We start from the raw sequence: 24,193 nt of genomic DNA on the forward strand, positions 1-24,193 counted from the left end.
TTGCCGGGCAACAGGCAGAGGTCGAGTTTGTTTTTACTGACATCAATACCGAGATAAATCATAAGACAGCTCCCTTTCACATGAACCATCACGCCATCTTGCCTTGTACATACGAAGTCAGAGCTTCTGGTTACCGTTCAGAGTAGATGCTGGCGTGAAAGGAGAAACGGAGGGCTTTAAGCTACGGCACAAGATCGGGTCTTAAGCGGCGCGACAAGCTGCCTCCGTTTCGTGTAACGGGTAGCTAACCAGTTACAACTTCAAGATACAAGCGGCGCGATTTATCGCGCAGGTTTTGCTGCAATACGCACGATATTGCGCGATAAATCGCGCCGCTACGGGTTTGTATCTGCATGCTTGCCAGCATAACTGGCAAGCATGTTATTGGTGACGTTAACCAATGGTCATCAGACTGGCGTTACCACCCGCTGCTGCGGTGTTGACGCTGAGCGAACGCTCAATCAGCAACCGTTCCAGCAGCAAATTGGTTTCCCCACGGGCGAAGCCCTGCACGGAAACAATAGCACCTTCACGCGCTGCGACCTGCTCGCACAGGTTGCGTAACTGATCGGCATCACCGTGGTAGATCACCGCATCAAACTCTGCGGCCAGCAGATCTTTTGCCAGCGTAATACGCTGCTGTACCGCCGCTGGTAAGGCAGCACGCAATGAACGATGTAGCTCGTCATCTGGCCATAGCGCCTGACTACCGACACTGGTGACAGCCGCCAGTTGCGTCAGTGCATCCTGTTGGTTGTCGGCAATACACAGCACCTGCTCACGCGGCAGCAAAGTAAAGGTATTGCGCTCACCGGTAGGACCCGGCAACAGACGGACGGTACCGGCCTGTGCCAACTGGTCATAACGTTGCGTCAGGGCCAGCAGCTCGGGTTTGTCCTGCGCCCATTGTTGCAATGCCTGGTGTGCGCTGAGCAGGGTGGTACGCAAGGTGCTATCCACCGGACGTTCAGCATCCTGACGATCAAACGTTGTAAGCAGCGCGCCATCCGGACGGTTCGCCAGCAGGCGATACAGATACAACGGGCCACCCGCTTTCGGTCCGGTGCCCGATAAACCTTCACCACCGAACGGTTGTACGCCAACCACCGCACCCACCATATTACGGTTAACATAGAGGTTGCCGACTTTGGCCCCTGCCGTTACCTGGGCGATGGTTTCGTCAATGCGCGTATGCACCCCCAGCGTTAAACCGTAACCGGAAGCATTGATCTGGTCGATCAGCTGCGGCAGATTATTGCGCGCAAAACGGACAACGTGCAGCACCGGACCAAACACTTCTTTATCCAGATCGCTGACCTGCTCCAGTTCAATCAACGTCGGTTTCACAAAGGTGCCGGTCGTCCACTCTTTCGTGTCCTGCGGATTTTCCTGTGCAGCCTGGTAGATGGTGAAACCTTTATTGCGCATAGCCTGAATATGGCGCTCGATATTGGCTTTGGCTTCGGCATCAATCACCGGGCCGATGTCCGTCGAGAGGCGTTCTGGGTTCCCCATGCGACATTCCGCCATCGCACCGCGCAGCATTTTTAACGTGTGTTCGGCGACATCTTCCTGCACGCACAGCAGACGCAGCGCCGAGCAGCGCTGACCTGCACTGTCGAACGCGGAGGCGACAATATCCACCACCACTTGTTCAGTCAGTGCTGATGAATCGACGATCATCGCGTTCATGCCGCCGGTTTCCGCAATCAATGGAGTGGGGCGTCCCTGTGGATCAAGACGTCCGGCAAGATTGCGTTGTAGCAGCGTCGCGACCGCCGTGGAACCGGTAAACATCACGCCGCGCACACGGTCATCACCGGTCAACTGTGCGCCGACAGTCTCACCGAGTCCTGGCAGCAGCTGCAACACGCCAGACGGCACACCGGCATCCAGCATAATCTGTACCGCCTGGGCGGCAATCAGCGGCGTTTGCTCGGCAGGTTTCGCCAGCACGCTGTTGCCTGCGGCGAGCGCGGCGGCAATCTGCCCGCTGAAAATCGCCAGCGGGAAGTTCCACGGACTGATACACACCACCGGGCCGAGTGGACGGTGGGTTTCGTTGTCGAAATCGTCACGCACCATACCGGCGTAGTAATAGAGGAAATCAACCGCTTCGCGGACTTCGGCGATGGCGTTGTTATAGGTTTTACCCGCCTCACGCACCAGCAGGCCAATCAGTTGCTGCATCTGGCTTTCCATCATCTCAGCAGCGCGCTCCAGAATGGCGGCACGCTCCTGGGGTGGGGTGGCGAACCAGATCGGGCCGGCATTCACTGCCGCATCCAGTGCTTGTGAGACTTCTTGCGGGGTGGCTTCACGTACGTGACCCACCACATCGGCTGGCGCAGATGGGTTGAGTACCGGGTTGCTGCTGCCGACAGCCAGTTCACCTTCAATCAGCGGCTGGGCCTGCCACGGCTGGCTGGCGCTGTTGAGCAAAGCACTGGAAAGCGAGGCCAGACGGTGTTCGTTGGCCAGGTCCAGACCGGCAGAGTTAACACGTTTCTCTCCGTACAGCTCACGCGGTAACGGAATTTTGGCGTGAGGCAGCCCCATTGCGCCTTCGCTGGCGCCCATTTTCTCCACTGCCGTCACCGGGTCAGCGACCAGCTCATCAATCGGCAATGAGGTATCGGCGATGCGGTTAACAAATGAGGTGTTGGCACCGTTTTCCAGCAGGCGACGAACCAGATAGGCCAACAGGGTTTCGTGCGTACCTACCGGCGCATAAATACGGCACGGACGATTGAGTTTGCCATCGGCGACTTTACCCACCACCTGTTCGTACAGCGGCTCACCCATGCCATGCAGGCACTGGAATTCGTACTGGCCCGGATAATAGTTATTCCCTGCCAGCTGATAAATGGCCGCGAGGGTGTGAGCGTTGTGGGTGGCAAACTGCGGATAGATCAGATTCGGCACCGCCAGCAGCTTGCGTGCGCAGGCCAGATAGGAGATATCGGTGTACACTTTGCGGGTATAGACCGGGTAGCCTTCCAGGCCGTCCATCTGGGCGCGTTTGATTTCGCTGTCCCAATAGGCACCTTTCACCAGACGAATCATCAGTCGGCGACGGCTACGCTGGGCCAGATCGACCAGGTAATCAATGACAAACGGACAACGCTTCTGGTAAGCCTGGATAACAAAGCCAATGCCGTTCCAACCTTCCAGCTCCGGCTCGAAGCAGAGTTTTTCCAGCAGATCGAGCGACAGTTCGAGGCGGTCAGCTTCTTCTGCATCGATGTTAATACCAATGTCATAAGAGCGAGCCAGCAGCGTCAGGGATTTCAGCGTGGGATAGAGTTCTTCCATGACGCGTTCATATTGCGCACGGCTGTAGCGCGGATGCAGTGCCGACAGTTTGATCGAGATCCCCGGACCTTCATAAATACCACGGCCATTGGACGCTTTGCCGATGGCATGGATCGCCTGCTGATAAGACACCAGATAGGCTTTGGCATCGCTGGCAGTCAGCGCTGCTTCGCCCAGCATGTCATACGAATAACGGAAACCTTTCTCTTCCAGCTTGCGTGCATTAGCCAGGGCTTCGGCGATAGTTTCGCCAGTGACGAACTGCTCACCCATCAGGCGCATCGCCATATCCACGCCTTTACGAATCAACGGCTCGCCGCTTTTACCGATAATCCGGTTGAGTGAGCGCGATAAATTCGCTTCGTTATGAGTCGAAACCAGACGGCCAGTGAACAGCAGACCCCAGGTGGCGGCATTTACGAACATCGACGGGCTACGACCGAGGTGGGATTGCCAGTTACCGTTGCTGATTTTGTCGCGGATCAACGCGTCACGCGTGGGTTTGTCCGGAATACGCAATAAGGCTTCCGCCAGACACATCAGCGCGACCCCCTCCTGCGAGGAGAGGGAAAACTCCTGCAACAGACTTTGCACCATCCCGGCGCGACCGGTTGCACCTTTCTGATGCCGTAATTTATCCGCGAGGCTGTACGCCAGTTGATGCGTTTTCTCCGCCAGTGGGGCAGGGAGACGGGCCTGTTCCAGCAGCATTGGCACTGCATCGGTTTCCGGGCGACGCCAGGCGGCGGTGATGGCTGAACGCGTCACCGACTGCGGCAGAATGTGTTCGGCAAAATCGAGGAAAGGTTGCACCGACTCTTCTGACGTTTGTTCTTCCGGCGCGCCCTCGATGAGTTGTAGCGGAATTTCCGGTAATGCGTCACCGGATTCCAGCTGTGTCAGGTAATTAAAAATTGCCTGTTTAATCAGCCAGTGCGGCGTGCGATCAATCTTCTGTGCTGCCAGTTTAATGCGATCGCGGGTAGCTTCATCCAGCTTCACCCCCATCGTGGTGGTTCCCATGCTTGCCTGTTCCTCAAAAGAGTAGAGAGAGTTCTGAAGTGATCTGCACTATTACCCATGTTGCAACTTTGTGCAACCGTGTTAAATGTGTGCCATGTCGTTAGTAGGATGTCTGTTGCAAGATTCTCGCCAGGGTTGCAACTCATCTGCTGGAGGTTTATTTCGGTGCAACCCGCTGTTGCCCCGATCACAACCTGTGAAACGTCGTTAACTCCGCGTATTCAAAGGCATTGTGCCAGACGCCGCTTTGCGGCAGGATACCGCGCCTTTATGGAGATCCAATAACAAGTGGAGAGACGAAATGAGTGTCAGTACACCGATGCTGGTGACTTTTGTTGTATATATCCTTGGGATGGTGTTGATTGGTTTCATTGCTTACCGTTCAACCAAAAACTTTGATGACTATATTCTCGGTGGGCGCAGCCTCGGAAGCGTAGTCACCGCGCTTTCAGCCGGTGCATCAGACATGAGCGGCTGGTTACTGATGGGCCTGCCTGGGGCGATTTTCCTGTCGGGTATTTCTGAGAGTTGGATTGCAATCGGTCTGACCATTGGTGCCTGGCTGAACTGGAAGATTGTCGCCGGACGCCTGCGTGTGCAAACCGAGCATCACAATAATGCGCTGACGCTGCCGGACTTCTTTACCAGCCGTTTTGAGGATCACAGTAAGATTCTGCGCGTTATCTCGGCGCTGGTTATTCTTATCTTCTTTACCATCTACTGCGCCTCGGGTGTGGTGGCCGGTGCCCGTCTGTTCGAAAGCACTTTCGGCATGGATTATCAGACCGCGCTGTGGGCGGGCGCTGCCGCAACCATTCTGTATACCTTAGTCGGCGGTTTCCTGGCTGTTAGCTGGACCGATACCGTGCAGGCCAGCCTGATGATTTTCGCGCTGATCCTGACCCCGGTGATTGTGATTGTCGCGGTGGGTGGCTTCTCCGATTCACTGGCGGTGATTGAAGCGAAAAGCCTCGAAAACCTGAATATGCTGAAAGGCCTGAATTTTGTGGCGATTGTGTCGCTGCTGGGCTGGGGGCTTGGATACTTTGGTCAGCCCCATATTCTGGCGCGCTTTATGGCGGCTGATTCGCATCGCTCCATCCGAACGGCGCGCCGTATCGGCATGACCTGGATGATTCTGTGCCTGGCGGGTGCGGTTGCGGTCGGTTTCTTCGGTATTGCTTACTTCCAGAACCATCCGGAGCAGGCGAGCGGCGTCAGCCAGAATGGTGAACGCGTGTTTATCGAGTTGGCACGTATTCTGTTTAACCCGTGGATTGCCGGTATTCTGCTGTCGGCCATTCTGGCGGCGGTAATGTCAACCCTGAGCTGTCAGTTGCTGGTCTGCTCCAGCGCGCTGACGGAAGATCTCTATAAAGGTTTCCTGCGCAAAAATGCCAGCCAGAAAGAGTTGGTATGGGTTGTGCGCTTGATGGTACTGCTGATTGCATTGATCGCCATTGCGCTGGCGTCAAACCCGGATAACCGCGTACTCGGTCTGGTCAGTTATGCCTGGGCGGGCTTTGGTGCGGCTTTTGGTCCGGTGGTGTTGTTCGGTGTGTGCTGGCAGCGTATGACACGCAACGGTGCTCTGGCTGGCATGGTGATTGGTGCCGCCACGGTGTTGGTGTGGAAACAATATGGCTGGCTGGGTCTGTATGAAATCATCCCTGGCTTCCTGTTCGCCAGCATCGCGATTGTCGTCGTCAGCCTGTTGGGCCGCGCACCCTCGCAGATGGCTCAACAACGCTTTGCCGCAGCGGAAGCGGAATATCTGACCAAATAAATCCTTCTCCCGAGATGTCACCCGCCTCATTAATGAGGCGGGTTTTTTATCGCACGTTTTGCACAAGAAACGTTTCAGTGAGAATAGAAGCTGGGTAAGGGCCATTTACCTCAGTAAGCTCATCCTTGTTCCTTCTTACACCCGATTGATTAATAAATGTACTTTCCACTGACCGGACTGCGAAAACGGAGCAGCGATCTTTCATGTTTTTTAGTTGGATTAACTGGTCAGAATGATTTCCGAATCCTCCTAAAAACTTCATGCGCAGTCGAATTAATCAATTACATGATAAATAAAACAAATTTAATTTAAGCTGTGAACTGCTTACGGGGCCTGGTCACTTTTTGTTGGTCACCAGGTAAAATTACTGTTGCAAATTACCGCAAATATGATGCATTTTAATCATAAGCGTTGTCAGATGTGTGGCTAAGGTCACTGGAGTTCGCGCATGATTCGGTCCTTCAAAGGACAGGTAAATACCCTTCAACATACGCAGTTCACTGCGGGGGATTTTTTCCCTCGAAAGTTTCCTCTTCACTTTTCAAGCTTCGTTCTTTTTCAATCTCATATTTCTTACCGGTGCGTAACAGCGTTTGCGCGTTGTTGCACACTATTCTCAATGGCTCGAAACGGCTCTAAAGGAAGCCACGTCAACCTCTAAAGCGTTCACGTCATCGCAACAGGATAATCCTGAAGCGATAAATGAAACCAACTGTAAGGTGCCACTATGGGAAGACAGAAAGCAGTGATCAAAGCGCGTCGTGAAGCCCGCAGAGTGCTTCGTAATGACTCTCGCAGTCATCGTCAGCGTGAAGAAGAATCGGTCACTTCGCTGGTGCAGATGGGTGGGTTGGATGCAATTGGCATGGCACGCGATGTGCGAGACAGTTCACCAATTGAAGCCAGAAATGATGCTCAGGCGCACTATCTTAAAGCCATAGAAACGAAACAGCTTATTTTCGCGACCGGAGAAGCGGGCTGCGGAAAAACCTGGATTAGCGCAGCCAAAGCGGCTGAGGCCCTGATACATAAGGATATCGACAGGATAATCGTTACACGCCCGGTCCTACAGGCGGATGAAGACCTCGGTTTCCTCCCCGGAGACATTTCCGAGAAATTCGCCCCGTATTTCCGACCGGTCTACGACGTTCTGGTTAAACGTCTCGGCTCTTCCTTTATGCAGTACTGCCTGCGCCCGGAAATCGGCAAGGTAGAGATCGCGCCCTTCGCTTATATGCGAGGACGTACTTTCGAAAATGCCGTGGTGATTCTCGACGAGGCACAAAACGTCACCGCTGCGCAGATGAAGATGTTCCTGACGCGTCTTGGTGAGAACGTGACCGTCATCGTCAACGGCGATATTACCCAGTGCGATTTACCGCGCGGAGTGACATCCGGACTCGCGGATGCCTTGGGACGATTCGAAGAAGATGAGATGATCGGCGTGGTTCGTTTTGGCAAAGACGACTGTGTCCGTTCGGCCTTGTGTCAGCGTACGCTACATGCTTACAGTTAACCATTGAGATTTGATACACAAAACCCGGCTGCGGCCGGGTTTTTTTGTGCGCAACGTATGGTGCACAGGCAAAAAAAAAAGTCTGAACGTTAGTTCAGACTCTTCTTCAGAATGATGGCGGTGAGGGGGGGATTCGAACCCCCGATACGTTGCCGTATACACACTTTCCAGGCGTGCTCCTTCAGCCACTCGGACACCTCACCACATTTTGTTTGCCAACCTCAGCGGGTCAACGGGGCGCTACTATAGGGAGTTAGCTGAAAAGGGTCAAGCTCTATTTTCTCCTTTTTTTCTATTCGCTTAAGCTCTGAGCGGATTGCATTAGCCTTGTTCGTTTTGCCGATCCTGTCATCAAAATATTGCGTGTCAGTCACAAAAGTGTCACGGCATTGTCGCAGACTTGTCAGCGGAAACATTTGGTTATATTTGTGAATAAGGATGCTTATAAATGAAAAAGATACCTTTGATTACGGTTCCGCTTATCACCTCATTGTTCGCGACGGCAGCACTTGCTGATGCAACCAGCTACTCGCGTGCCGCCACCGGTGACCTGACTCAGCATGGTGGTGCGCGTCGCCTGACCGGTGATCAAACGGAGGCGCTCAAAGCTTCTCTGAGTAACAGTACGGCAAAAAATGTCATTTTGTTGATCGGTGACGGTATGGGGGATTCAGAAATCACTGCTGCACGTAATCAGGCAATGGGCGCAGGTGGCTTTTTCCCCGGGATTGATGCCTTACCTTTAACCGGTCAGTACACCCATTACTCGCTGGATAAGAAAACCCACAAACCGAACTACGTCACGGATTCAGCAGCGTCTGCGACCGCGTGGGCCACGGGGACCAAATCCTATAATGGCGCAATTGGCGTCGATGTGAATGGGAAAGACCAAACCACGCTGCTGGAACTGGCGAAAGCTGCCGGTAAGGCCACCGGTAACGTTTCAACTGCGGAGCTACAGGATGCAACGCCTGCGGCGTTGATCGCTCATGTCACTTCACGTAAATGCTATGGCCCGGAAAAAACCAGCGAGCTATGCCCGAGCAACGCGCTGGAGCAGGGTGGCAAAGGTTCCATCACCGAGCAGATGCTGAAAACTCGTGCGGATGTCACGCTGGGTGGTGGCGCTAAATCCTTCAGCGAAGTGGCGAAAGCAGGGGAATATCAAGGCAAGACTTTGCGTGAGCAGGCTCAGGCACTGGGTTTTCAACTGGTGGACAACCTTGACGGTATGAATGCGGTCCAGCAGGCGGATCAGAACAAACCGCTGCTGGGGCTGTTCTCGGAAGGTAATATGCCGGTGCGCTGGCAGGGGCCGAAAGCCAGTTATCACGGCAATATTGATAAGCCGGTAGTCACCTGTGAAGTGAATAAGGATCGCCCGGTCAGTACGCCAACACTGGCGCAGATGACCAAAAAAGCGCTGGATCTGTTGAGCAAAAATGACAAGGGCTTCTTCTTGCAAGTTGAAGGTGCCTCCATTGATAAACAGGATCATGCCGCTAATCCTTGTGGGCAAATTGGTGAAACCGTTGACCTTGATGAAGCGGTACAACAGGCACTGACTTTTGCTCGCGAGCATGGCAATACCCTGGTCGTGGTGACGGCAGATCACGCGCACAGTAGCCAGATCGTAGAAAATGGTACCAAAGCACCAGGCTTGACTCAGGCACTGAACACCAAAGATGGCGCGGTGATGACCATCAGTTACGGTAACTCAGAAGAAGATTCACAGGAGCATACCGGTACTCAGTTGCGTATTGCTGCCTATGGCCCGCATGCGGCGAATGTGGTTGGACTGACTGACCAGACGGACCTGTTCTTCACCCTGAAAGATGCGATGGGAATTAAGTAAGCTAATCCAGCCTAAAAAAATCCACGCGCAAGCGTGGATTTTTACGTTGGGAAAACAATTAACGCTGATGTGACAAATAGCAACGGATAGAGTGCCGACACTTTTCTGTCAGGTTTTTCGGCAGTTCATCAGATGAGAAAAAAGTCAGTTCATCGCTTTCACTGGGATCATTGATCATCACACCCGACCATTCATCAACCTGATAGAGAGCCGTTACGGCGTTGTCTCCCTCGTTGTACTCCTGGTTAAGGGTATATTCCGGCTCACAAAAAAATCCTAACAGTTGCATCCGATGTACATCAAGATTGGTTTCCTCCTTCACTTCACGTTTCACCGTTTGTTCTGGTGATTCCCCAGGATCCAACCAGCCGCCTGGTAAGCCCCAACTTCCATCCTTGCGCAGTTGTAACAGGATACGCGTCCCTGCCAGCAGTAATAAGCGGTGTCCAACCTGGCCGCGCATCTCTTCAATGTGGTTCACTTCTGTTTCCGTTCTGGCAACGATTAATCAATTGAGACTTCAACAGTCAGGTTGGCGCGCTCTTTTTTCCATATCAGGTTGCGATATTGCGAGCCAGCGATCACGTTGATGGTGTTATCTCCCTCTTTTTCACCAATTACAATCTGCTTAAAGATCTGATTGAACTCATTGGCTGCAAAAGGGGGCCACTTATAGCGATCCAGGTGTCCATCCGGCAGCTCAACCGTATGTTCCTCCAGCAAATTACCCAGGCTACTTTTTACCTTTATGGTAACTTTGCTACCTGAAGGTAAATCGGCTGCCAGCTTATCGCCAAAAAGGTCATGGTTTACCCAGGGATTTTCTGATGCAGTAAAAATCTCAGCTTTGACGGTTAAATGTTCCTGACTCTTTTTCCAGATTTTATTTTGCCAGGAGGTCCAGGGCATAATGGTGATATCATTATTAGCATCTTTAACGCCAATCTTGATTTTTTTCAGAGCATTGTTGAATTCATAGCCAGTATATTCTGACCAGCGCCAGCGACCCGTCATACTATCAGGAACCATCACTGTGTAATCTTCCAACATTTGCCCAGCCTGATCTTTTACCGTAATCATGACTGAACTGCCGGAGGCCAAATCACCAGTGTAAAGTTCGTCACCGAAAGGGTCGTTATTAACCCACATGTCCTCGATGGTAGTGATGACTTTTAAGTTGTCCAGTTTGTTTTTATAAATCTGGTTTTCGAAGGATGAACCAGGCTTAACATTAATTTCACCCGTATTAATGTCCAGCATCCCAAGTTTAACTTTCTTTAAATTGCTATTGAAGATCGCCGCAGAGTATGCCGGCCAGGTCCATTTGCTGACGTAGTCTTTACCCACTTTTACTGTGTGTTTTTCCAGTTCTTTATTTTGACTGTCATATACGCCGATCGTAATGAAACTGTCAGGGGAAAGTTCACCATCGAAAAGAGCGGAACTATAGGCGTCGGTCGTAATCATACGTCGGCCAACGGTCGTTCTGAGATCATTACCAACCCATCCGTATTGATAATTCACTTTACCTGTGCACCTACCATACTCATGCGGGTAGTAAAACGATCCCTGTTTACCGGTTGCAGTGACATAGGGTGGTGAAACGGTAATTTGTGAAACTTCAGGTGTGTAACAGGTATCGACACTTTTATAATATTCAATCCAACCGGATTGAACTGACCTCAGTAACCCCGAGCCAGCAGGAAGTCGCCATGCACCGATTTGTGTTTCTGTTGTGCTGCCTTCTTCTTTGACGAAACCGTACCAGACGTTGACATCGTCACTCCCACGACGGACTTCAAACAGATATCTTTGCCCTTTTTTGATCGGGTATAACCTGGAACAACTGGCACCATAGCTACCATCAGCGCCCAGTCTACAGCGTTCACTGTCTACAACTTCAGTGCCGTAAACAAAAGAGGAAAACACGACTGAATATTGATCGGCAGTTCGCGGTTGCAGACCAATATAACCAATTGCGGTTGCACCCGTAAAACCAAATTGGCTTGCATAGTAATAACCTGGCGTTTCCGGAGCGGTATTAACTGTAAATGGGAAGGTCAGGCCGGTGATATTCGTTGCATCGAGAGTATAGTTCCAACCTGCCATTCCTCCTGGTGTAATAGAGGCAGCATTCCCTGCGAATGTCGCACAAAGCGCCAGGGCTAATAAATGGTGTTTCATGTTTCTCCGGTGTAAAAATAAAATATTGTAATTTTTTCTGTAGTTATTTTAATAAACTTCAGTTTTGGGTCTGGTTGCAGCTAAGCAAGGAATAAATATACCCTGCACTTCACTGAATAAAATTATCAATGTGTCAAAGGTAATAATTTAATTGATAATTAAGATATAACAATGTCGAAGAAGTGAAAATAGAGAGTGTTCTGGCGCGCGTTGAGAAAGTTCCCAGGAGTGTATTTCGTCAGTAAACTGCAATTGAAGATAATTGACAAGCCGAAGTGGTATTGTTGAGTGAATAAAAAAGCCCATGCACAAGCATGGGCTTTTAATTAACGTCTGTTGCTGAAAATGATTAGACGTTAAACAGGAAGTTCATTACATCGCCATCTTTAACGATGTATTCTTTACCTTCAGAACGCATTTTTCCTGCTTCTTTCGCGCCTTGTTCACCTTTATAAGCGATGAAGTCATCAAACGCGATAGTCTGGGCACGGATAAAACCTTTCTCGAAGTCGGTATGGATTTTACCAGCCGCCTGCGGTGCAGTGGCACCGACCGGGATAGTCCAGGCACGAACTTCTTTTACACCGGCGGTGAAGTAAGTTTGCAGGTTCAGCAGAGTATAACCAGCGCGAATCACGCGGTTCAGACCGGGTTCTTCCAGGCCCATCTCAGCCATAAACTCCGCACGCTCATCATCTTCCAGTTCAGCGATATCGGATTCCACTGCGGCGCAAACTGGCACAACCACTGAACCTTCTGCGTCGGCAATCGCACGAACCTGGTCGAGATAAGGATTGTTCTCGAAGCCATCTTCGTTAACGTTGGCGATGTACATGGTGGGTTTCAGCGTCAGGAAGCTGAGATAACGAATAGCCGCTTTCTCATCAGCATCCAGATTCAGTGAGCGCAGCATCCCGGCATTTTCCAGATGCGGCAGACACTTCTCCAGCGCCGCCAACTCAGCTTTGGCGTCTTTGTCGCCGCCTTTGGCTTTCTTCTGTACACGCTGGATAGCACGTTCACAGGTATCGAGATCGGACAGCGCCAGTTCGGTGTTGATGATATCGATATCTTCCGCCGGGTTTACTTTGCCCGCGACGTGAATGATGTTCTCATTTTCGAAGCAGCGAACCACATGGCCGATGGCATCCGTTTCACGGATATTGGTCAGGAATTTGTTGCCCAGGCCTTCACCTTTAGAAGCACCTTCCACCAGACCGGCGATATCAACGAACTCCATGGTGGTCGGCACAACGCGCTGTGGCTTCACGATCTCGCTCAGCTGGTCAAGACGCAGATCGGGCATTGGAACGACACCGGTGTTTGGCTCGATGGTGCAGAACGGAAAGTTGGCTGCTTCGATACCCGCTTTGGTCAGCGCGTTGAACAGGGTGGATTTACCGACGTTCGGCAGGCCCACAATACCGCATTTAAATCCCATGATCTGATTACCTTTCTCGCTGAGTGTGCAGCGTTGACCGGCAACGCTGACGATTCAAAAAATTTCGCGCATTATACACAGATTTCCCGGTCTGCGGCGCGGGATTTGGCCTTAACCGGCTTTGAAGGCGTGCAGACGGTTCATTGCTTTAATCTTATCTTCTTTCAGCCACAGTTCCGTACAGCGCACCGCTTCATCTACGGCATCATCGATCAGCTTCTGTTCACTGGCAGGGGGTTTACCCAGTACAAATCCGGTGACTTTATTGCGGTCACCCGGATGACCAATGCCGACCCGTAAACGGTGAAAATTATTGTTGTTACCCAGCTTGCTGATGATGTCTTTCAGACCGTTATGACCACCGTGGCCGCCACCCTGTTTAAACTTCGCCACGCCAGGAGGCAGGTCCAGTTCATCGTGTGCCACCAAAATTTCCTCTGGCGCGATGCGGTAGAACGTCGCCATTGCCGCGACCGCCTTGCCACTCAGGTTCATAAAAGTGGTGGGTACCAGTAGCCGCACATCTTCGCCCGCCAGCGATAAGCGAGCGGTGTAGCCAAAGAATTTGGGTTCGTCTTTCAGAGACTGATTGTTGCGCTCCGCCAGCAGATCCACATACCAGGCACCTGCGTTATGGCGCGTAGCGGCATATTCCGCGCCGGGATTAGCCAGTCCCACAATCAGTTTAATGCTGCTCACGATGATTATCCTGTCTCGAAATCGAAAGGGCGTTAGTTTACTGCCTGGCAGGGGAGATGACAAAGGGCGCAGACACTGAATAGTGCCGCTACGTTATTTATCATTTTCTATCGAAATCAACCCGATAAGCGGTAAAGTTTCGTCAGGATTGTGAAAGATGTGTGATCATGCACGCATCTTAACCCCGGGTCATTGCCTAAACTTATAGCAAGTTAACGTTATGTGCTGTTTTTGGCATTACTAAAAAAGGATGGAGGTGAATTATGAAACGTCATCACTCTCGCTATATCGGTAATGGCCTGATGTGTCTCGGTTTACTCACCATGGTGCTTGGCGTCGGTTACTCGATCATTAATCAAATTCCTTCGCTAAATCTGCCGCAATTCCTGGCGCATGGCGCAATGTTTAGCATCTTTATTGGTGCGCTGCTCTGGCTGGTGGGTGCGCGTGTCAGTGGGCGTGAAAAAGTGGAAGACCGCTATTTTTGGTTGCGCCACTACGGTGATAAACGTTGTCGTCGTAACACGCATCACCCATAAGACTACACCAGCGTAGCCTGATTCAACGGCTGTAACTGTGTCAGATATTGTTCAGTACGGTTACGGCCGCTGGCTTTTGCGCGATACAACGCCTCATCAGCCAATGCCAGTAATGTCGGAAAGTGAAGTTCTTCCTTGCTGGCTGTTGCATAGCCGATACTGACGGTGTAGCTGATATTATCCGGCAGCGATAACTGCGTTGCGACGCGAATACGTTCACATACCAATTGTGCCTGCTCGCTGTCGCCGGGCAGGATGGCGGCAAACTCTTCACCTCCTAACCGGGCAAACTGCCCCTCGTCGGGCAATAACGCCTGGGCAATCTGGCAAAAATCAATTAATACCCGATCACCTTGTTGGTGGCCGTAACGATCGTTAATGCTTTTGAAATGGTCGAGATCGAATAATATCGCCGTGAAGGGTTGTTGTTGCCGTAAGCGTCGGGCGATGATTTTTTCCGCCTGCTCGAACAATGCGCGACGGTTCCACACACTGGTTAAGGGATCGTGCAGTGATGCCAGTTTATGGGCGATCTGGGTACGTTCATTGACCATCGCCAGAATCGTAAACGTCAGGCCAATAACGAACAGAATCGATTCCAGCATGACGTACACGGAAAAACTGGAACCACCAATTGCACCATGCACCGGGGTGGCAACGGCGTCATCAAAGAAAATTCGTGCGACGTGAAACAGCAAATGTATCCACAACAACATCTGCGCGGGCCAGAAGGTGACGGTGAGCGCGGCGCGTGCCCGCCACAGCAGTTGAATCAATGCGCCGGTGTAGATGATGCACAGCAGACAAACGACCAGAACGCGTTTTGGCAGACTGAAGTAAAACGCCGGGAAAATACACAGAATCGCCCATAGCAATGCCCCCGCCAGCCAGCTCATGCCAAGCGGTTTTTTACAAAAAACCCGGAAAGCATTTAACAGGTTGCCATAAGCCAGCATCATCACCACATTACCCACCGCAATGGGCAGGAACTGTAATCCTGCGGCACGCAGGCTGCTCAGAAACACGGCGGTAAGGGTTAACACCAGCGTCAGAGTGGTGAAACCCAGTACCCGATCATACTGTGAGCCAATCCAGGCAAATACCATAATGATGCTTAAAAACCCCAGGACATAGAGCTCGCAAACAAAAAGTGTGTAGATGTCGAGAGCCATAGTGGTCGGAGTTCTCAAAAAAAGTGTGGTGAAAAATACCACTAAACCCTGGACGGCTAAAGTCCGGATAGTAGTGTTAGTTGAAAACAGTGAATGGCAACGCGAATAGCGAATTTTAACGAAAATTATCGCGAAAAAATCTGCGCCCGAAGCGCCTTAATCGGTAACTGAACTTAAACGTGTGGCAGGGAAATAAAACCGGGCCAGAGGTGGCCCGGTTTCGTTCGATTAATGCTCGAACATGGCTGAAATGGATTCTTCGTTGCTGATACGACGAATCGCTTCGGCCAGCATACCGGACAACGTCAAAGTACGTACGTTCGGCAGAGATTTCATCTCGTCAGACAGTGGGATGGTGTCACAGACAATCACCTGATCGATCACTGACTTGCGCAGATTTTCCACCGCGTTACCAGAGAAGATCGGGTGGGTGGCGTAAGCGAAAACGCGTTTCGCGCCACGCTCTTTCAGCGCTTCAGCCGCTTTGCACAGCGTACCGCCGGTGTCGATCATATCGTCGACCAGTACACAGTCACGGCCAGCGACGTCACCGATGATGTGCATCACCTGAGATACGTTAGCACGCGGGCGACGTTTATCGATGATAGCCATGTCAGTGTCGTTAAGCAGTTTGGCGATGGCACGGGCGCGCACCACACCACCAATGTCAGGAGAAACGACAATCGGGTTCTCCAGACCAATTTGCAACATATCTTCCAGCAGGATCGGGCTGCCAAATACGTTGTCTACCGGGACATCAAAGAAGCCCTGGATCTGCTCGGCGTGCAGGTCAACCGTCAAAACACGGTCAACACCAACGCTGGAAAGGAAATCCGCGACTACTTTAGCGGTAATCGGCACACGCGCGGAACGCACACGGCGGTCCTGACGGGCATAGCCAAAGTAGGGGATAACGGCAGTAATACGACCAGCAGAAGCCCGACGCAGCGCGTCGACCATCACAACCAGCTCCATCAGATTATCGTTGGTGGGGGCACAGGTGGACTGGATGATGAAAATATCACCACCGCGTACATTTTCGTTAATCTGTACACTCACTTCACCGTCGCTGAAACGACCGACAGCGGCGTCTCCGAGGCTGGTGTAAAGGCGGTTGGCAATACGTTGTGCTAGTTCCGGGGTGGCGTTACCAGCAAATAGCTTCATATCAGGCACGAGAAGAACCTCAGGCTTTGCGTCCAGCGAATGAACGACGTTGCGATAACCGGCGAATATCGCAAAGCGTGTTCAGACAGGTGTGTTGATGCGTCGCGTGCTGTGCCTGGAACAGGGGTGACACAGTCACGCATACGCTTAAATCCCGGAAAGAGTACGCTGTAACGGCGAGACATTCAGCCCGCGCGCCACAAATCCTCGTATCCATTCCGGGGCAAGCTCCAGCACCTGACGAGCTTCGGATTCGGTGTTAAATTCAGCAAACACACAGGCCCCGGTCCCAGTCAGGCGCGACGGCGCGTATTCTAGCAGCCAGGAAACCAGCTCATCAACCTCGCGAAAACGTTTTCTTGCCACAGACTCACAATCATTGTGGAAAGGGCGCTGCAAAAGTTCATCAAGTGAGCGTATCGGTGAATCGCGCGTCAGTTCAGGATCGCCAAAAATGACCGGTGTGGCGATACTTACGCCAGGATGCGCCACCAGATACCATTTTTCATCTGGCTCTGCGGGTTGCAATTGTTCACCTACGCCTTGCGCAAAGGCGGCATGACCGCGAACAAACACCGGAACGTCGGCACCGAGTCGCACGCCAAGGGTTGCCAGCTCATCTACGCTAAGTCGCGTTTGCCACACATGATTCAGCGCCACCAACACCGTCGCCGCATCTGATGAGCCACCACCCAGGCCTCCTCCCATTGGCAGCCGCTTTTCCAGCGCAATCGCCGCACCGGCCTGGGGCGGTAACGTACCGCGTACTTCAGCCGCATGCATCAGGGCACGAGCGGCACGAACGATCAGGTTGTGTTCATCCGGCACACCCGCTAACGGTGTCAATAGACGAATGTTGCCACTCTCATCCGGGGTGATGGTCAGCGTATCGCCGTAATCTAAAAACTGAAACAGGGTTTGCAGGTTATGATAGCCGTCAGGACGACGGCCGGTGATGTAAAGAAATAAATTCAGCTTTGCCGGGGCAGGCCAGGAGGTAATCATTGTACGGTCCAGCTATCCATCCGCAGCTTAATACGCTGTCCACCCTCGGTCAGCTCGAGATTGGCAGGCAGAGGAGGGGTAACTTTGCTGTCGTAATCTGAGATGGCTACGTGCCATTGCTGGCCGTTACGACTGTAATTCAGGCTCTGCAATTGATACTGGTCGTTTAACTGATAGTCGCTGGCATCGCCTGGCAGACCCATCATCCACTGACGCAGGTTGGCGAGGGGAATATCCATCCCGGTAAGCTGAGAAATCATCTTTTCAGCGTCATTGCTGACATAGCGTTTGCCTTTGTTATCGACCACCTGTACCACGGAACCCTGGGCATCAAGTTGTAACTCGGTGCTGCCCAGCGGATTGGTCAGCAGCAAACGATAACGGTCAGCGGCAGTTTGCTGCCAGTTAAAGCGGGCATACACCTTCTGGCGATCAGAAATATAGGCGAAGGCACCGCGTGTCTCATAATGGCTGACTTTAGCCACCGCCTGTTGATGTTGCTGCCACTGGGGTGCGGTGGTGCTTGGGCCTGGTCCCTGCGGTTTGTTGACGCTACAGGCAGCCAGCAATACGCTGGCAAGGGGTAAAAGGCGCAACAGCTTGCGCGAAGGCATAGGCATCACCTGGTCATCTCCTCAGACAGGTTTTTACTTCGTAACCGGTAACGCTAACCATCCGCATCTAAGCCGTCAATGCTGTTGTACCGATTATTGCGCACGATCAGTTTAATCTTATTACAGTCATAGGCTTTGTATGGCTTTTCTTGATCTGTGGCATCTTGTAGAATGCGCTTCACAAAACCCTGACAATAATTGGGATATCCCAACCAGAACCACCATGACGCTGCTCGCTCTCGGAATCAACCATAAAACCGCACCCGTTGCACTGCGCGAACGTGTTTCGTTCACGCCGGACACGCTGGATCAGGCGCTTAGCAGCCTGCTGTCCCAGCCGATGGTGCAAAGCGGAGTGGTGCTTTCCACCTGTAATCGCACTGAACTCTACCTCAGCGTAGAGCAGCAGGCCGATTTGCAGGAGAAGCTGGTGCGCTGGTTGTGTGACTATCACCAACTGCGTGAAGAAGATGTGCGTAAGAGCCTGTACTGGCATCAGGACAACGCGGCAGTCAGCCATCTGATGCGTGTTGCCAGCGGTCTGGATTCTTTAGTGCTGGGTGAGCCGCAGATTCTCGGCCAGGTAAAAAAAGCCTTTGCCGATTCACAACGTGGTCAGGCGTTGTCCAGTGAACTGGAGCGGATGTTCCAGAAAACCTTCTCCGTCGCCAAACGGGTGCGCACAGAAACTGAAATTGGTGCCAGTGCGGTATCTGTGGCGTTTGCCGCCTGTTCTCTGGCACGTCAAATCTTCGAATCTCTCAGCACGGTTAACGTGTTGCTGGTGGGCGCGGGCGAAACGATTGAATTGGTCGCGCGTCATTTGCGTGAGCATCATGTGCAAAAGCTGATGATTGCCAACCGTACGCGTGAACGCGCGCAGTTGCTGGCTGATGAGGTCGGGGCAGAAGTCATCGGGCTGGCGGATATCGATTCGCGACTGGCTGATGCCGATATTATTATTTCTTCCACCGCCAGCCCGTTGCCGATTATCGGTAAAGGCATGGTCGAGCGTGCATTGAAAGCCCGCCGTAACCAGCCGATGCTGCTGGTGGATATCGCAGTACCGCGCGATGTGGAGCCGGAAGTCGGCAAGCTCGCCAATGCTTACCTGTACAGCGTGGATGACCTTCAGGCGATCATTGAGCAGAACATGGCCCAGCGTAAAGCTGCGGCGGTGCAGGCTGAAAGCATCGTGGTGCAGGAAAGCGGCGAATTTATGGCCTGGCTGCGTGCGCAAAGCGCGGTCGACACCATTCGTGAATATCGCTCGCAGGCCGATGATGTACGCCTTGAATTGCAGGAGCGCGCGCTGGCCGCACTGCGTCAGGGAGCGGATGCCGAAAAAGTGTTGCAGGAACTGGCGCACAAACTTACCAATCGTTTAATTCACGCTCCAACCAAATCACTACAGCAGGCCGCGCGCGATGGCGACAGCGAACGCCTGCAAATCTTACGTGACAGCCTCGGTCTCGATTAGGCTGTCACGACCTTTTACGGGATACCCTCAATTACATGAAGACCTCTATTGTTGCCAAGCTGGAAGCTCTCCAGGAACGCCACGAAGAAGTGGAAGCCCTGCTGGGCGATGCTGGCGTGATCGCCGATCAGGATCGTTTCCGTGCCCTCTCGCGCGAATATGCGCAACTGTCTGATGTGACCCGCTGTTTCCGTGAATGGCAGCAGGTGCAGGAAGATGTTGAGACAGCGGAGATGTTGCTCGACGATCCTGAAATGCGCGAGATGGCGCAGGATGAACTGAAAACCGCACGCGAAAAGCGTGAAGTGCTGGAGCAGCAGCTACAGGTATTGTTGCTGCCGAAAGATCCTGATGATGAGCGTCCGTGCTTTGTCGAAGTGCGTGCTGGTACCGGTGGCGATGAAGCGGCAATTTTTGCCGGCGACCTGTTCCGCATGTACAGCCGTTATGCCGAGTCTCGCCGCTGGCAGGTGGAAATTATCAGCAGCAATGACGGTGAGCATGGCGGGTATAAAGAAGTCATCGCCCGTGTGACGGGTGATGGTGCCTATGGTCGTTTCAAGTTCGAATCGGGCGGTCATCGCGTACAGCGTGTGCCGGAAACCGAATCACAGGGGCGTATTCACACCTCGGCCTGTACGGTGGCGGTAATGCCGGAACTGCCGGAAGCCGAGCTGCCGGATATCAACCCCAGCGACCTGAAAATTGATACCTTCCGCTCCTCCGGTGCGGGTGGTCAGCACGTTAACACCACCGATTCCGCCATCCGTATTACCCACCTGCCGACCGGCATTGTGGTGGAGTGTCAGGATGAGCGTTCGCAGCATAAAAACAAAGCTAAAGCGTTGGCAGTACTGGGCGCGCGTATTCACGCGGCGGAGATGGCAAAACGCCATGAAGCGGAAGCGTCCACCCGTCGTAACCTGCTGGGCAGCGGCGACCGTTCGGACCGTATCCGTACTTACAACTTCCCGCAGGGGCGCGTTACCGATCACCGCATTAACCTGACCATCTATCGTCTGGATGAGACGATGGAAGGCAAGCTGGATAGCCTGATTGAGCCTATCGTGCAGGAATACCAGGCCGACCAGTTGGCCGCGCTGGCTGGACAGGATTAATGGATATTCGCCACTGGCTGAAGCATGCCGTTGCCACCCTGAGCGGCGGCGACAGCCCCAAGCGCGATGCCGAAATTTTGCTGGCGTTTGTTACCGGCAAATCCCGTACCTGGCTGGTGGCGTTTGACGATACAGTGCTGGATGAGAACCAGTTACAACAACTGAATGCGCTCCTGGCTCGACGTGCGCAGGGCGAGCCGGTGGCGCATCTGGTGGGTGAACGTGAATTTTGGTCGTTACCTCTGCGCGTCAGCGATGCGACCTTGATCCCGCGTCCTGACACCGAGGTGTTGGTCGAGCAGGCGCTGGCTCATCTGCCGACCCGTGCCGCCACTCTCCTTGACTTAGGTACTGGCACCGGAGCCATCGCGCTGGCGCTCGCCAGCGAACGGCCTGATTGTCAGGTCATCGGGTGTGATCGTATCGCAGCTGCCGTGGCGCTGGCGCAGGAAAACGCGCAGCGTTTGCACATCAGCAATGCACAATTTCTCCTCAGCGATTGGTTCGACAATCTCACCCCGCAACGTTTTGATCTGATTGCCAGTAATCCCCCCTATATAGACGCTACCGACCATCATTTGCAGCAGGGTGATGTGCGGTTTGAACCGCTAAGTGCGCTGGTGGCCGATGAAGCTGGATTAGCCGATCTGCGGGTGATTATTGCAACGGCACCACACTGGCTGCTCGCTGGCGGTTGGTTGTTGCTGGAACATGGCTGGCAGCAGGGCGAGGCGGTGCGAGAATTGATGGTTCAACATGGCTATCAACAGGTCAACACAGTGGACGACTACGGCGGCAACCCGCGCGTTACACTTGGGCAATTTTTCTTATAAAGGAAGCAAGATGGCTAGCTGGTATCCGCTGATTAAACATTTTCATCTGCTTACAGTGCTGATTACTGTCAGCCTGTTTCTGGTGCGTTTTTACTGGAAATGCACCGGTTCAGCACAGCTCGATCGCCGCTGGGTGCGCATTGCTCCGCACATCAACGACACGTTTTTGTTGCTGAGTGGTGTGCTGCTGGTCGTAATTACGCACTTTTACCCGTTCACACCACAAGGAAGCTGGCTGACTGAGAAGCTGTTAGGGGTTATTATCTACATCGCCTTAGGTTCCGTGGCCTTGAGTCGTCGCCCGCGAAAGATGAGCACCCGCTGGATTGCCTGCCTGGTTGCGATCGTTGCGTTACTGGTAGTGATTAAGCTGGCGATGACCAAAATGCCGTTATTGGGGATAGTATGACCTCGCCAGAGCAACTCGATTACAGTCAAACACCGTTATGTGAAGCGGTTATTGGTGCAACCTGCGCCATCCGCGAAGATTTTTCTGCTCAATCCGTAGAGCAACAGCTGGCAGCGTTAGTGGCGGAAGCGCGTGCGTATGTCAGCAGTGCCAGTGATGCTGACCTGCAACTGGAGAAGTTGCTGGAGCTGTTCTACCGCCAGTGGGGTTTTGGCGGTGCCAGTGGCGTCTACAATTTATCCGATGCCTTATGGATCGATAAGGTGTTGAAAAGCCGTCAGGGCACTGCGGTGTCACTGGGCGTGATCCTGCTGCACATTGCCGAAGAGCTGGAGTTGCCGCTGATGCCGGTTATCTTCCCGACCCAGATGATTCTGCGGGCCGACTGGCTGGATGGTGAGATGTGGCTGATTAACCCGTTTAACGGTGAAACCCTCGATACCCACACGCTGGAAGTCTGGCTGAAGGGCAATATCAGCCCGACGGCCAAGCTCTATCAGGATGATCTCGATGAAGCGAAAACGGTCAGCGTAATGCGTAAGATGCTGGATACGCTGAAAGCGGCGCTGATGGACGAGAAAAAGATGGAGCTGGCGTTAAATGTTAGCCAGGTGCTGTTACAAATCGATCCGGATGACCCCTACGAAATCCGCGACCGTGGTTTGATTTACGCGCAACTGGAGTGCGAACATATCGCGCTAAATGATCTTACCTACTTCGTTGAACAGTGTCCGGAAGACCCGGTTAGCGAAATGATTAAAGTGCAGATCCACGCAATTGAACAAAAACAGGTCACGCTGCACTAAGCGTACCTCTGAAAAAGGAAAGGGCATGACACAGAAAGTAGTCAGTATTGGTGATATCAAGGTCGCAAACGATCTGCCATTTGTTCTCTTTGGCGGCATGAACGTGCTGGAGTCGCGCGACCTCGCCATGCGTATCTGCGAACATTACGTAACCGTGACCGACAAACTCGGTATCCCCTACGTGTTCAAAGCCTCTTTTGACAAAGCCAACCGTTCCTCTATCCACTCTTACCGTGGTCCGGGCCTGGAAGAGGGGATGAAGATTTTCCAGGAGCTGAAGCAAGCCTTCGGCGTGAAAATCATTACTGACGTCCACGAACCGGCGCAGGCACAGCCTGTGGCTGATGTGGTAGATGTTATTCAGCTGCCGGCCTTCCTTGCACGTCAGACTGACCTGGTTGAAGCGATGGCGAAAACGGGCGCAGTCATTAACGTGAAAAAACCCCAGTTCGTCAGCCCGGGTCAGATGGGTAACATTGTCGATAAATTCGCCGAAGGCGGTAACGATAAAGTGATCCTGTGTGACCGTGGTAGCAACTTCGGTTATGACAACCTGGTCGTGGATATGCTGGGCTTTAACGTGATGAAGAAAGTCACCAATAACTGCCCGGTGATTTTCGACGTGACTCATGCGCTGCAAACTCGTGATCCGTTTGGTGCTGCCTCAGGCGGTCGCCGTGCGCAGGTGGGTGAACTGGCGCGTGCCGGTATGGCGGTCGGCATTGCTGGTCTGTTTATCGAAGCCCACCCGGAGCCAAACAGCGCCAAATGTGATGGCCCGTCTGCACTGCCGCTCGACAAACTGGAGCCGTTCCTGGTACAGATGAAAGCGATTGATGACCTGGTGAAAAGCTTCCCGGAACTGGATACCAGCAACTAAATCGTTGGTTGGTAAAAAAGGCGTCGAAAGACGCCTTTTTTATTGGCTTGCTATCCGTAGCTACCGTCTTGAACGTCAAGCGGTAGCTGCGTAATTTTCATCCCACTTCATCCGCGTTTTCAGCACCCCGAAGCACTGATGAACCAGCTTGCGCATCACCGCTCCAAGCGCGGCCTTGCTGGCTTTGCCCTTCGCGATTAGCCTCTGGTACAGCGCCTTCGCCGGGGCATTCCACCTGATCGCTACGATCGCCGCCATATACAGTTTCGCCCTTACGTCTGCCGGGCCTGTTTTTGACATCCGCGCACGCCCCCTGACTGAGCTCCCGGACGTTTTTTCCACCGGTACCAC

At 52.8% G+C, this 24,193-nt stretch carries 20 protein-coding genes and 1 tRNA gene; 10 read left to right on the top strand and 11 right to left on the bottom strand.

The window, feature by feature from the left end; translation table 11 throughout:
- Nucleotides 1–393 precede the first annotated feature (393 nt).
- Nucleotides 394–4,338, bottom strand: a complete 3,945-nt coding sequence (putA, locus tag CTZ24_RS16795) for a trifunctional transcriptional regulator/proline dehydrogenase/L-glutamate gamma-semialdehyde dehydrogenase (protein WP_208724129.1) — start codon at nucleotides 4,336–4,338, stop codon at nucleotides 394–396.
- 301 nt (nucleotides 4,339–4,639) lie between these two features.
- Here putA and putP point away from each other — a divergent pair, with 301 nt between their 5' ends.
- Both putP and phoH read left to right on the top strand, forming a co-directional pair.
- Complete coding sequence (gene putP, locus CTZ24_RS16800) at nucleotides 4,640–6,124, top strand: sodium/proline symporter PutP (protein ID WP_208724130.1); 1,485 nt, start codon at nucleotides 4,640–4,642, stop codon at nucleotides 6,122–6,124.
- A gap of 727 nt (nucleotides 6,125–6,851) precedes the next feature.
- On the top strand, nucleotides 6,852–7,640 hold the full coding sequence (phoH, locus tag CTZ24_RS16805) for a phosphate starvation-inducible protein PhoH (RefSeq protein ID WP_013509516.1): 789 nt from the start codon (nucleotides 6,852–6,854) through the stop codon (nucleotides 7,638–7,640).
- Between the two features lie 115 nt (nucleotides 7,641–7,755).
- On the opposite strand, the gene CTZ24_RS16810 is transcribed toward phoH, so the two are convergent.
- Nucleotides 7,756–7,843 (bottom strand) — tRNA-Ser (locus tag CTZ24_RS16810).
- A 245-nt stretch (nucleotides 7,844–8,088) separates the two neighbouring features.
- Between CTZ24_RS16810 and phoA the strand changes: the two genes are divergently transcribed.
- Nucleotides 8,089–9,495 carry an alkaline phosphatase gene (gene phoA, locus CTZ24_RS16815; RefSeq protein ID WP_208724131.1) on the top strand — a complete coding sequence of 469 codons (1,407 nt, stop codon included), beginning with the start codon at nucleotides 8,089–8,091 and terminating at the stop codon, nucleotides 9,493–9,495.
- 58 nt (nucleotides 9,496–9,553) lie between these two features.
- Here phoA and CTZ24_RS16820 read toward each other — a convergent pair whose 3' ends face one another.
- From CTZ24_RS16820 to pth, 4 genes are all read right to left on the bottom strand, one after another.
- Entirely contained in the window at nucleotides 9,554–9,976 is a 423-nt protein-coding gene (locus CTZ24_RS16820) for an NUDIX domain-containing protein (protein ID WP_208724132.1), read from the bottom strand.
- Between the two features lie 23 nt (nucleotides 9,977–9,999).
- Nucleotides 10,000–11,679 carry a hypothetical protein gene (locus tag CTZ24_RS16825; protein WP_208724133.1) on the bottom strand — a complete coding sequence of 560 codons (1,680 nt, stop codon included), beginning with the start codon at nucleotides 11,677–11,679 and terminating at the stop codon, nucleotides 10,000–10,002.
- A gap of 349 nt (nucleotides 11,680–12,028) precedes the next feature.
- Nucleotides 12,029–13,120, bottom strand: coding sequence for a redox-regulated ATPase YchF (gene ychF, locus CTZ24_RS16830; protein WP_021182906.1), 1,092 nt, complete (start codon nucleotides 13,118–13,120; stop codon nucleotides 12,029–12,031).
- A 111-nt stretch (nucleotides 13,121–13,231) separates the two neighbouring features.
- Nucleotides 13,232–13,819 carry an aminoacyl-tRNA hydrolase gene (gene pth, locus CTZ24_RS16835; protein ID WP_013509510.1) on the bottom strand — a complete coding sequence of 196 codons (588 nt, stop codon included), beginning with the start codon at nucleotides 13,817–13,819 and terminating at the stop codon, nucleotides 13,232–13,234.
- A gap of 263 nt (nucleotides 13,820–14,082) precedes the next feature.
- On the opposite strand from pth, the gene ychH reads away from it, so the two are divergent.
- A complete protein-coding gene (gene ychH, locus CTZ24_RS16840) occupies nucleotides 14,083–14,358 on the top strand; it encodes a stress-induced protein YchH (protein WP_021182908.1) in 276 nt (91 codons plus the stop codon).
- Nucleotides 14,359–14,360: 2 nt separating this feature from the next.
- Here the strand turns inward: ychH and CTZ24_RS16845 are convergent, their stop codons facing one another.
- The 4 genes from CTZ24_RS16845 to lolB form a co-directional block, all read right to left on the bottom strand.
- Nucleotides 14,361–15,530, bottom strand: coding sequence for a GGDEF domain-containing protein (locus CTZ24_RS16845; RefSeq protein ID WP_036624938.1), 1,170 nt, complete (start codon nucleotides 15,528–15,530; stop codon nucleotides 14,361–14,363).
- Nucleotides 15,531–15,758: 228 nt separating this feature from the next.
- A complete protein-coding gene (gene prs, locus CTZ24_RS16850) occupies nucleotides 15,759–16,706 on the bottom strand; it encodes a ribose-phosphate diphosphokinase (RefSeq protein ID WP_021182910.1) in 948 nt (315 codons plus the stop codon).
- 138 nt (nucleotides 16,707–16,844) lie between these two features.
- Complete coding sequence (ispE, locus tag CTZ24_RS16855) at nucleotides 16,845–17,702, bottom strand: 4-(cytidine 5'-diphospho)-2-C-methyl-D-erythritol kinase (RefSeq protein WP_208724134.1); 858 nt, start codon at nucleotides 17,700–17,702, stop codon at nucleotides 16,845–16,847.
- Nucleotides 17,699–18,322 (bottom strand): lipoprotein insertase outer membrane protein LolB, encoded by a 624-nt coding sequence (gene lolB / locus CTZ24_RS16860; protein ID WP_021182913.1) that lies wholly within the window; start codon nucleotides 18,320–18,322, stop codon nucleotides 17,699–17,701. Before lolB ends, ispE begins: the two co-directional genes overlap by 4 nt.
- Nucleotides 18,323–18,539: 217 nt before the next feature.
- Here lolB and hemA point away from each other — a divergent pair, with 217 nt between their 5' ends.
- Genes hemA through kdsA form a run of 6 tightly spaced genes read left to right on the top strand, consistent with a single transcriptional unit; the run spans nucleotide 18,540 to nucleotide 23,842 of the window.
- Complete coding sequence (hemA, locus tag CTZ24_RS16865) at nucleotides 18,540–19,796, top strand: glutamyl-tRNA reductase (RefSeq protein WP_208724135.1); 1,257 nt, start codon at nucleotides 18,540–18,542, stop codon at nucleotides 19,794–19,796.
- Nucleotides 19,797–19,831: 35 nt separating this feature from the next.
- The gene (gene prfA / locus CTZ24_RS16870) at nucleotides 19,832–20,914 is read left to right on the top strand and encodes a peptide chain release factor 1 (protein ID WP_208724136.1); all 1,083 of its coding nucleotides are present in this window, start codon (nucleotides 19,832–19,834) and stop codon (nucleotides 20,912–20,914) included.
- Complete coding sequence (prmC, locus tag CTZ24_RS16875; protein ID WP_208724137.1) at nucleotides 20,914–21,747, top strand: peptide chain release factor N(5)-glutamine methyltransferase; 834 nt, start codon at nucleotides 20,914–20,916, stop codon at nucleotides 21,745–21,747. The genes prfA and prmC overlap by 1 nt, the downstream gene beginning before the upstream one ends.
- A 10-nt stretch (nucleotides 21,748–21,757) precedes the next feature.
- Nucleotides 21,758–22,156, top strand: a complete 399-nt coding sequence (locus CTZ24_RS16880; protein ID WP_021182917.1) for a SirB2 family protein — start codon at nucleotides 21,758–21,760, stop codon at nucleotides 22,154–22,156.
- A complete protein-coding gene (sirB1, locus tag CTZ24_RS16885) occupies nucleotides 22,153–22,962 on the top strand; it encodes an invasion regulator SirB1 (protein WP_021182918.1) in 810 nt (269 codons plus the stop codon). Before CTZ24_RS16880 ends, sirB1 begins: the two co-directional genes overlap by 4 nt.
- 25 nt (nucleotides 22,963–22,987) lie before the next feature.
- The gene (kdsA, locus tag CTZ24_RS16890; protein ID WP_208724138.1) at nucleotides 22,988–23,842 is read left to right on the top strand and encodes a 3-deoxy-8-phosphooctulonate synthase; all 855 of its coding nucleotides are present in this window, start codon (nucleotides 22,988–22,990) and stop codon (nucleotides 23,840–23,842) included.
- Between the two features lie 75 nt (nucleotides 23,843–23,917).
- On the opposite strand, the gene CTZ24_RS16895 is transcribed toward kdsA, so the two are convergent.
- A partial coding sequence (locus CTZ24_RS16895; protein ID WP_208723593.1) for a transposase occupies nucleotides 23,918–24,193 on the bottom strand: 276 nt, incomplete at its 5' end.

This window comes from Pantoea phytobeneficialis (assembly GCF_009728735.1).
In the GTDB taxonomy this organism is placed as follows: Bacteria; Pseudomonadota; Gammaproteobacteria; order Enterobacterales; family Enterobacteriaceae; genus Pantoea; species Pantoea phytobeneficialis.

Coding starts and splice junctions, on each gene's coding strand:
- putA (WP_208724129.1), bottom strand. CDS start 4,338: ATGGGAACCACCACGATGGGGGTGAAGCTGGATGAAGCTACCCGCGAT.
- putP (WP_208724130.1), top strand. CDS start 4,640: ATGAGTGTCAGTACACCGATGCTGGTGACTTTTGTTGTATATATCCTT.
- phoH (WP_013509516.1), top strand. CDS start 6,852: ATGGGAAGACAGAAAGCAGTGATCAAAGCGCGTCGTGAAGCCCGCAGA.
- phoA (WP_208724131.1), top strand. CDS start 8,089: ATGAAAAAGATACCTTTGATTACGGTTCCGCTTATCACCTCATTGTTC.
- CTZ24_RS16825 (WP_208724133.1), bottom strand. CDS start 11,679: ATGAAACACCATTTATTAGCCCTGGCGCTTTGTGCGACATTCGCAGGG.
- ychF (WP_021182906.1), bottom strand. CDS start 13,120: ATGGGATTTAAATGCGGTATTGTGGGCCTGCCGAACGTCGGTAAATCC.
- ychH (WP_021182908.1), top strand. CDS start 14,083: ATGAAACGTCATCACTCTCGCTATATCGGTAATGGCCTGATGTGTCTC.
- CTZ24_RS16845 (WP_036624938.1), bottom strand. CDS start 15,530: ATGGCTCTCGACATCTACACACTTTTTGTTTGCGAGCTCTATGTCCTG.
- ispE (WP_208724134.1), bottom strand. CDS start 17,702: ATGATTACCTCCTGGCCTGCCCCGGCAAAGCTGAATTTATTTCTTTAC.
- lolB (WP_021182913.1), bottom strand. CDS start 18,322: ATGCCTATGCCTTCGCGCAAGCTGTTGCGCCTTTTACCCCTTGCCAGC.
- hemA (WP_208724135.1), top strand. CDS start 18,540: ATGACGCTGCTCGCTCTCGGAATCAACCATAAAACCGCACCCGTTGCA.
- prfA (WP_208724136.1), top strand. CDS start 19,832: ATGAAGACCTCTATTGTTGCCAAGCTGGAAGCTCTCCAGGAACGCCAC.
- prmC (WP_208724137.1), top strand. CDS start 20,914: ATGGATATTCGCCACTGGCTGAAGCATGCCGTTGCCACCCTGAGCGGC.
- CTZ24_RS16880 (WP_021182917.1), top strand. CDS start 21,758: ATGGCTAGCTGGTATCCGCTGATTAAACATTTTCATCTGCTTACAGTG.
- sirB1 (WP_021182918.1), top strand. CDS start 22,153: ATGACCTCGCCAGAGCAACTCGATTACAGTCAAACACCGTTATGTGAA.
- kdsA (WP_208724138.1), top strand. CDS start 22,988: ATGACACAGAAAGTAGTCAGTATTGGTGATATCAAGGTCGCAAACGAT.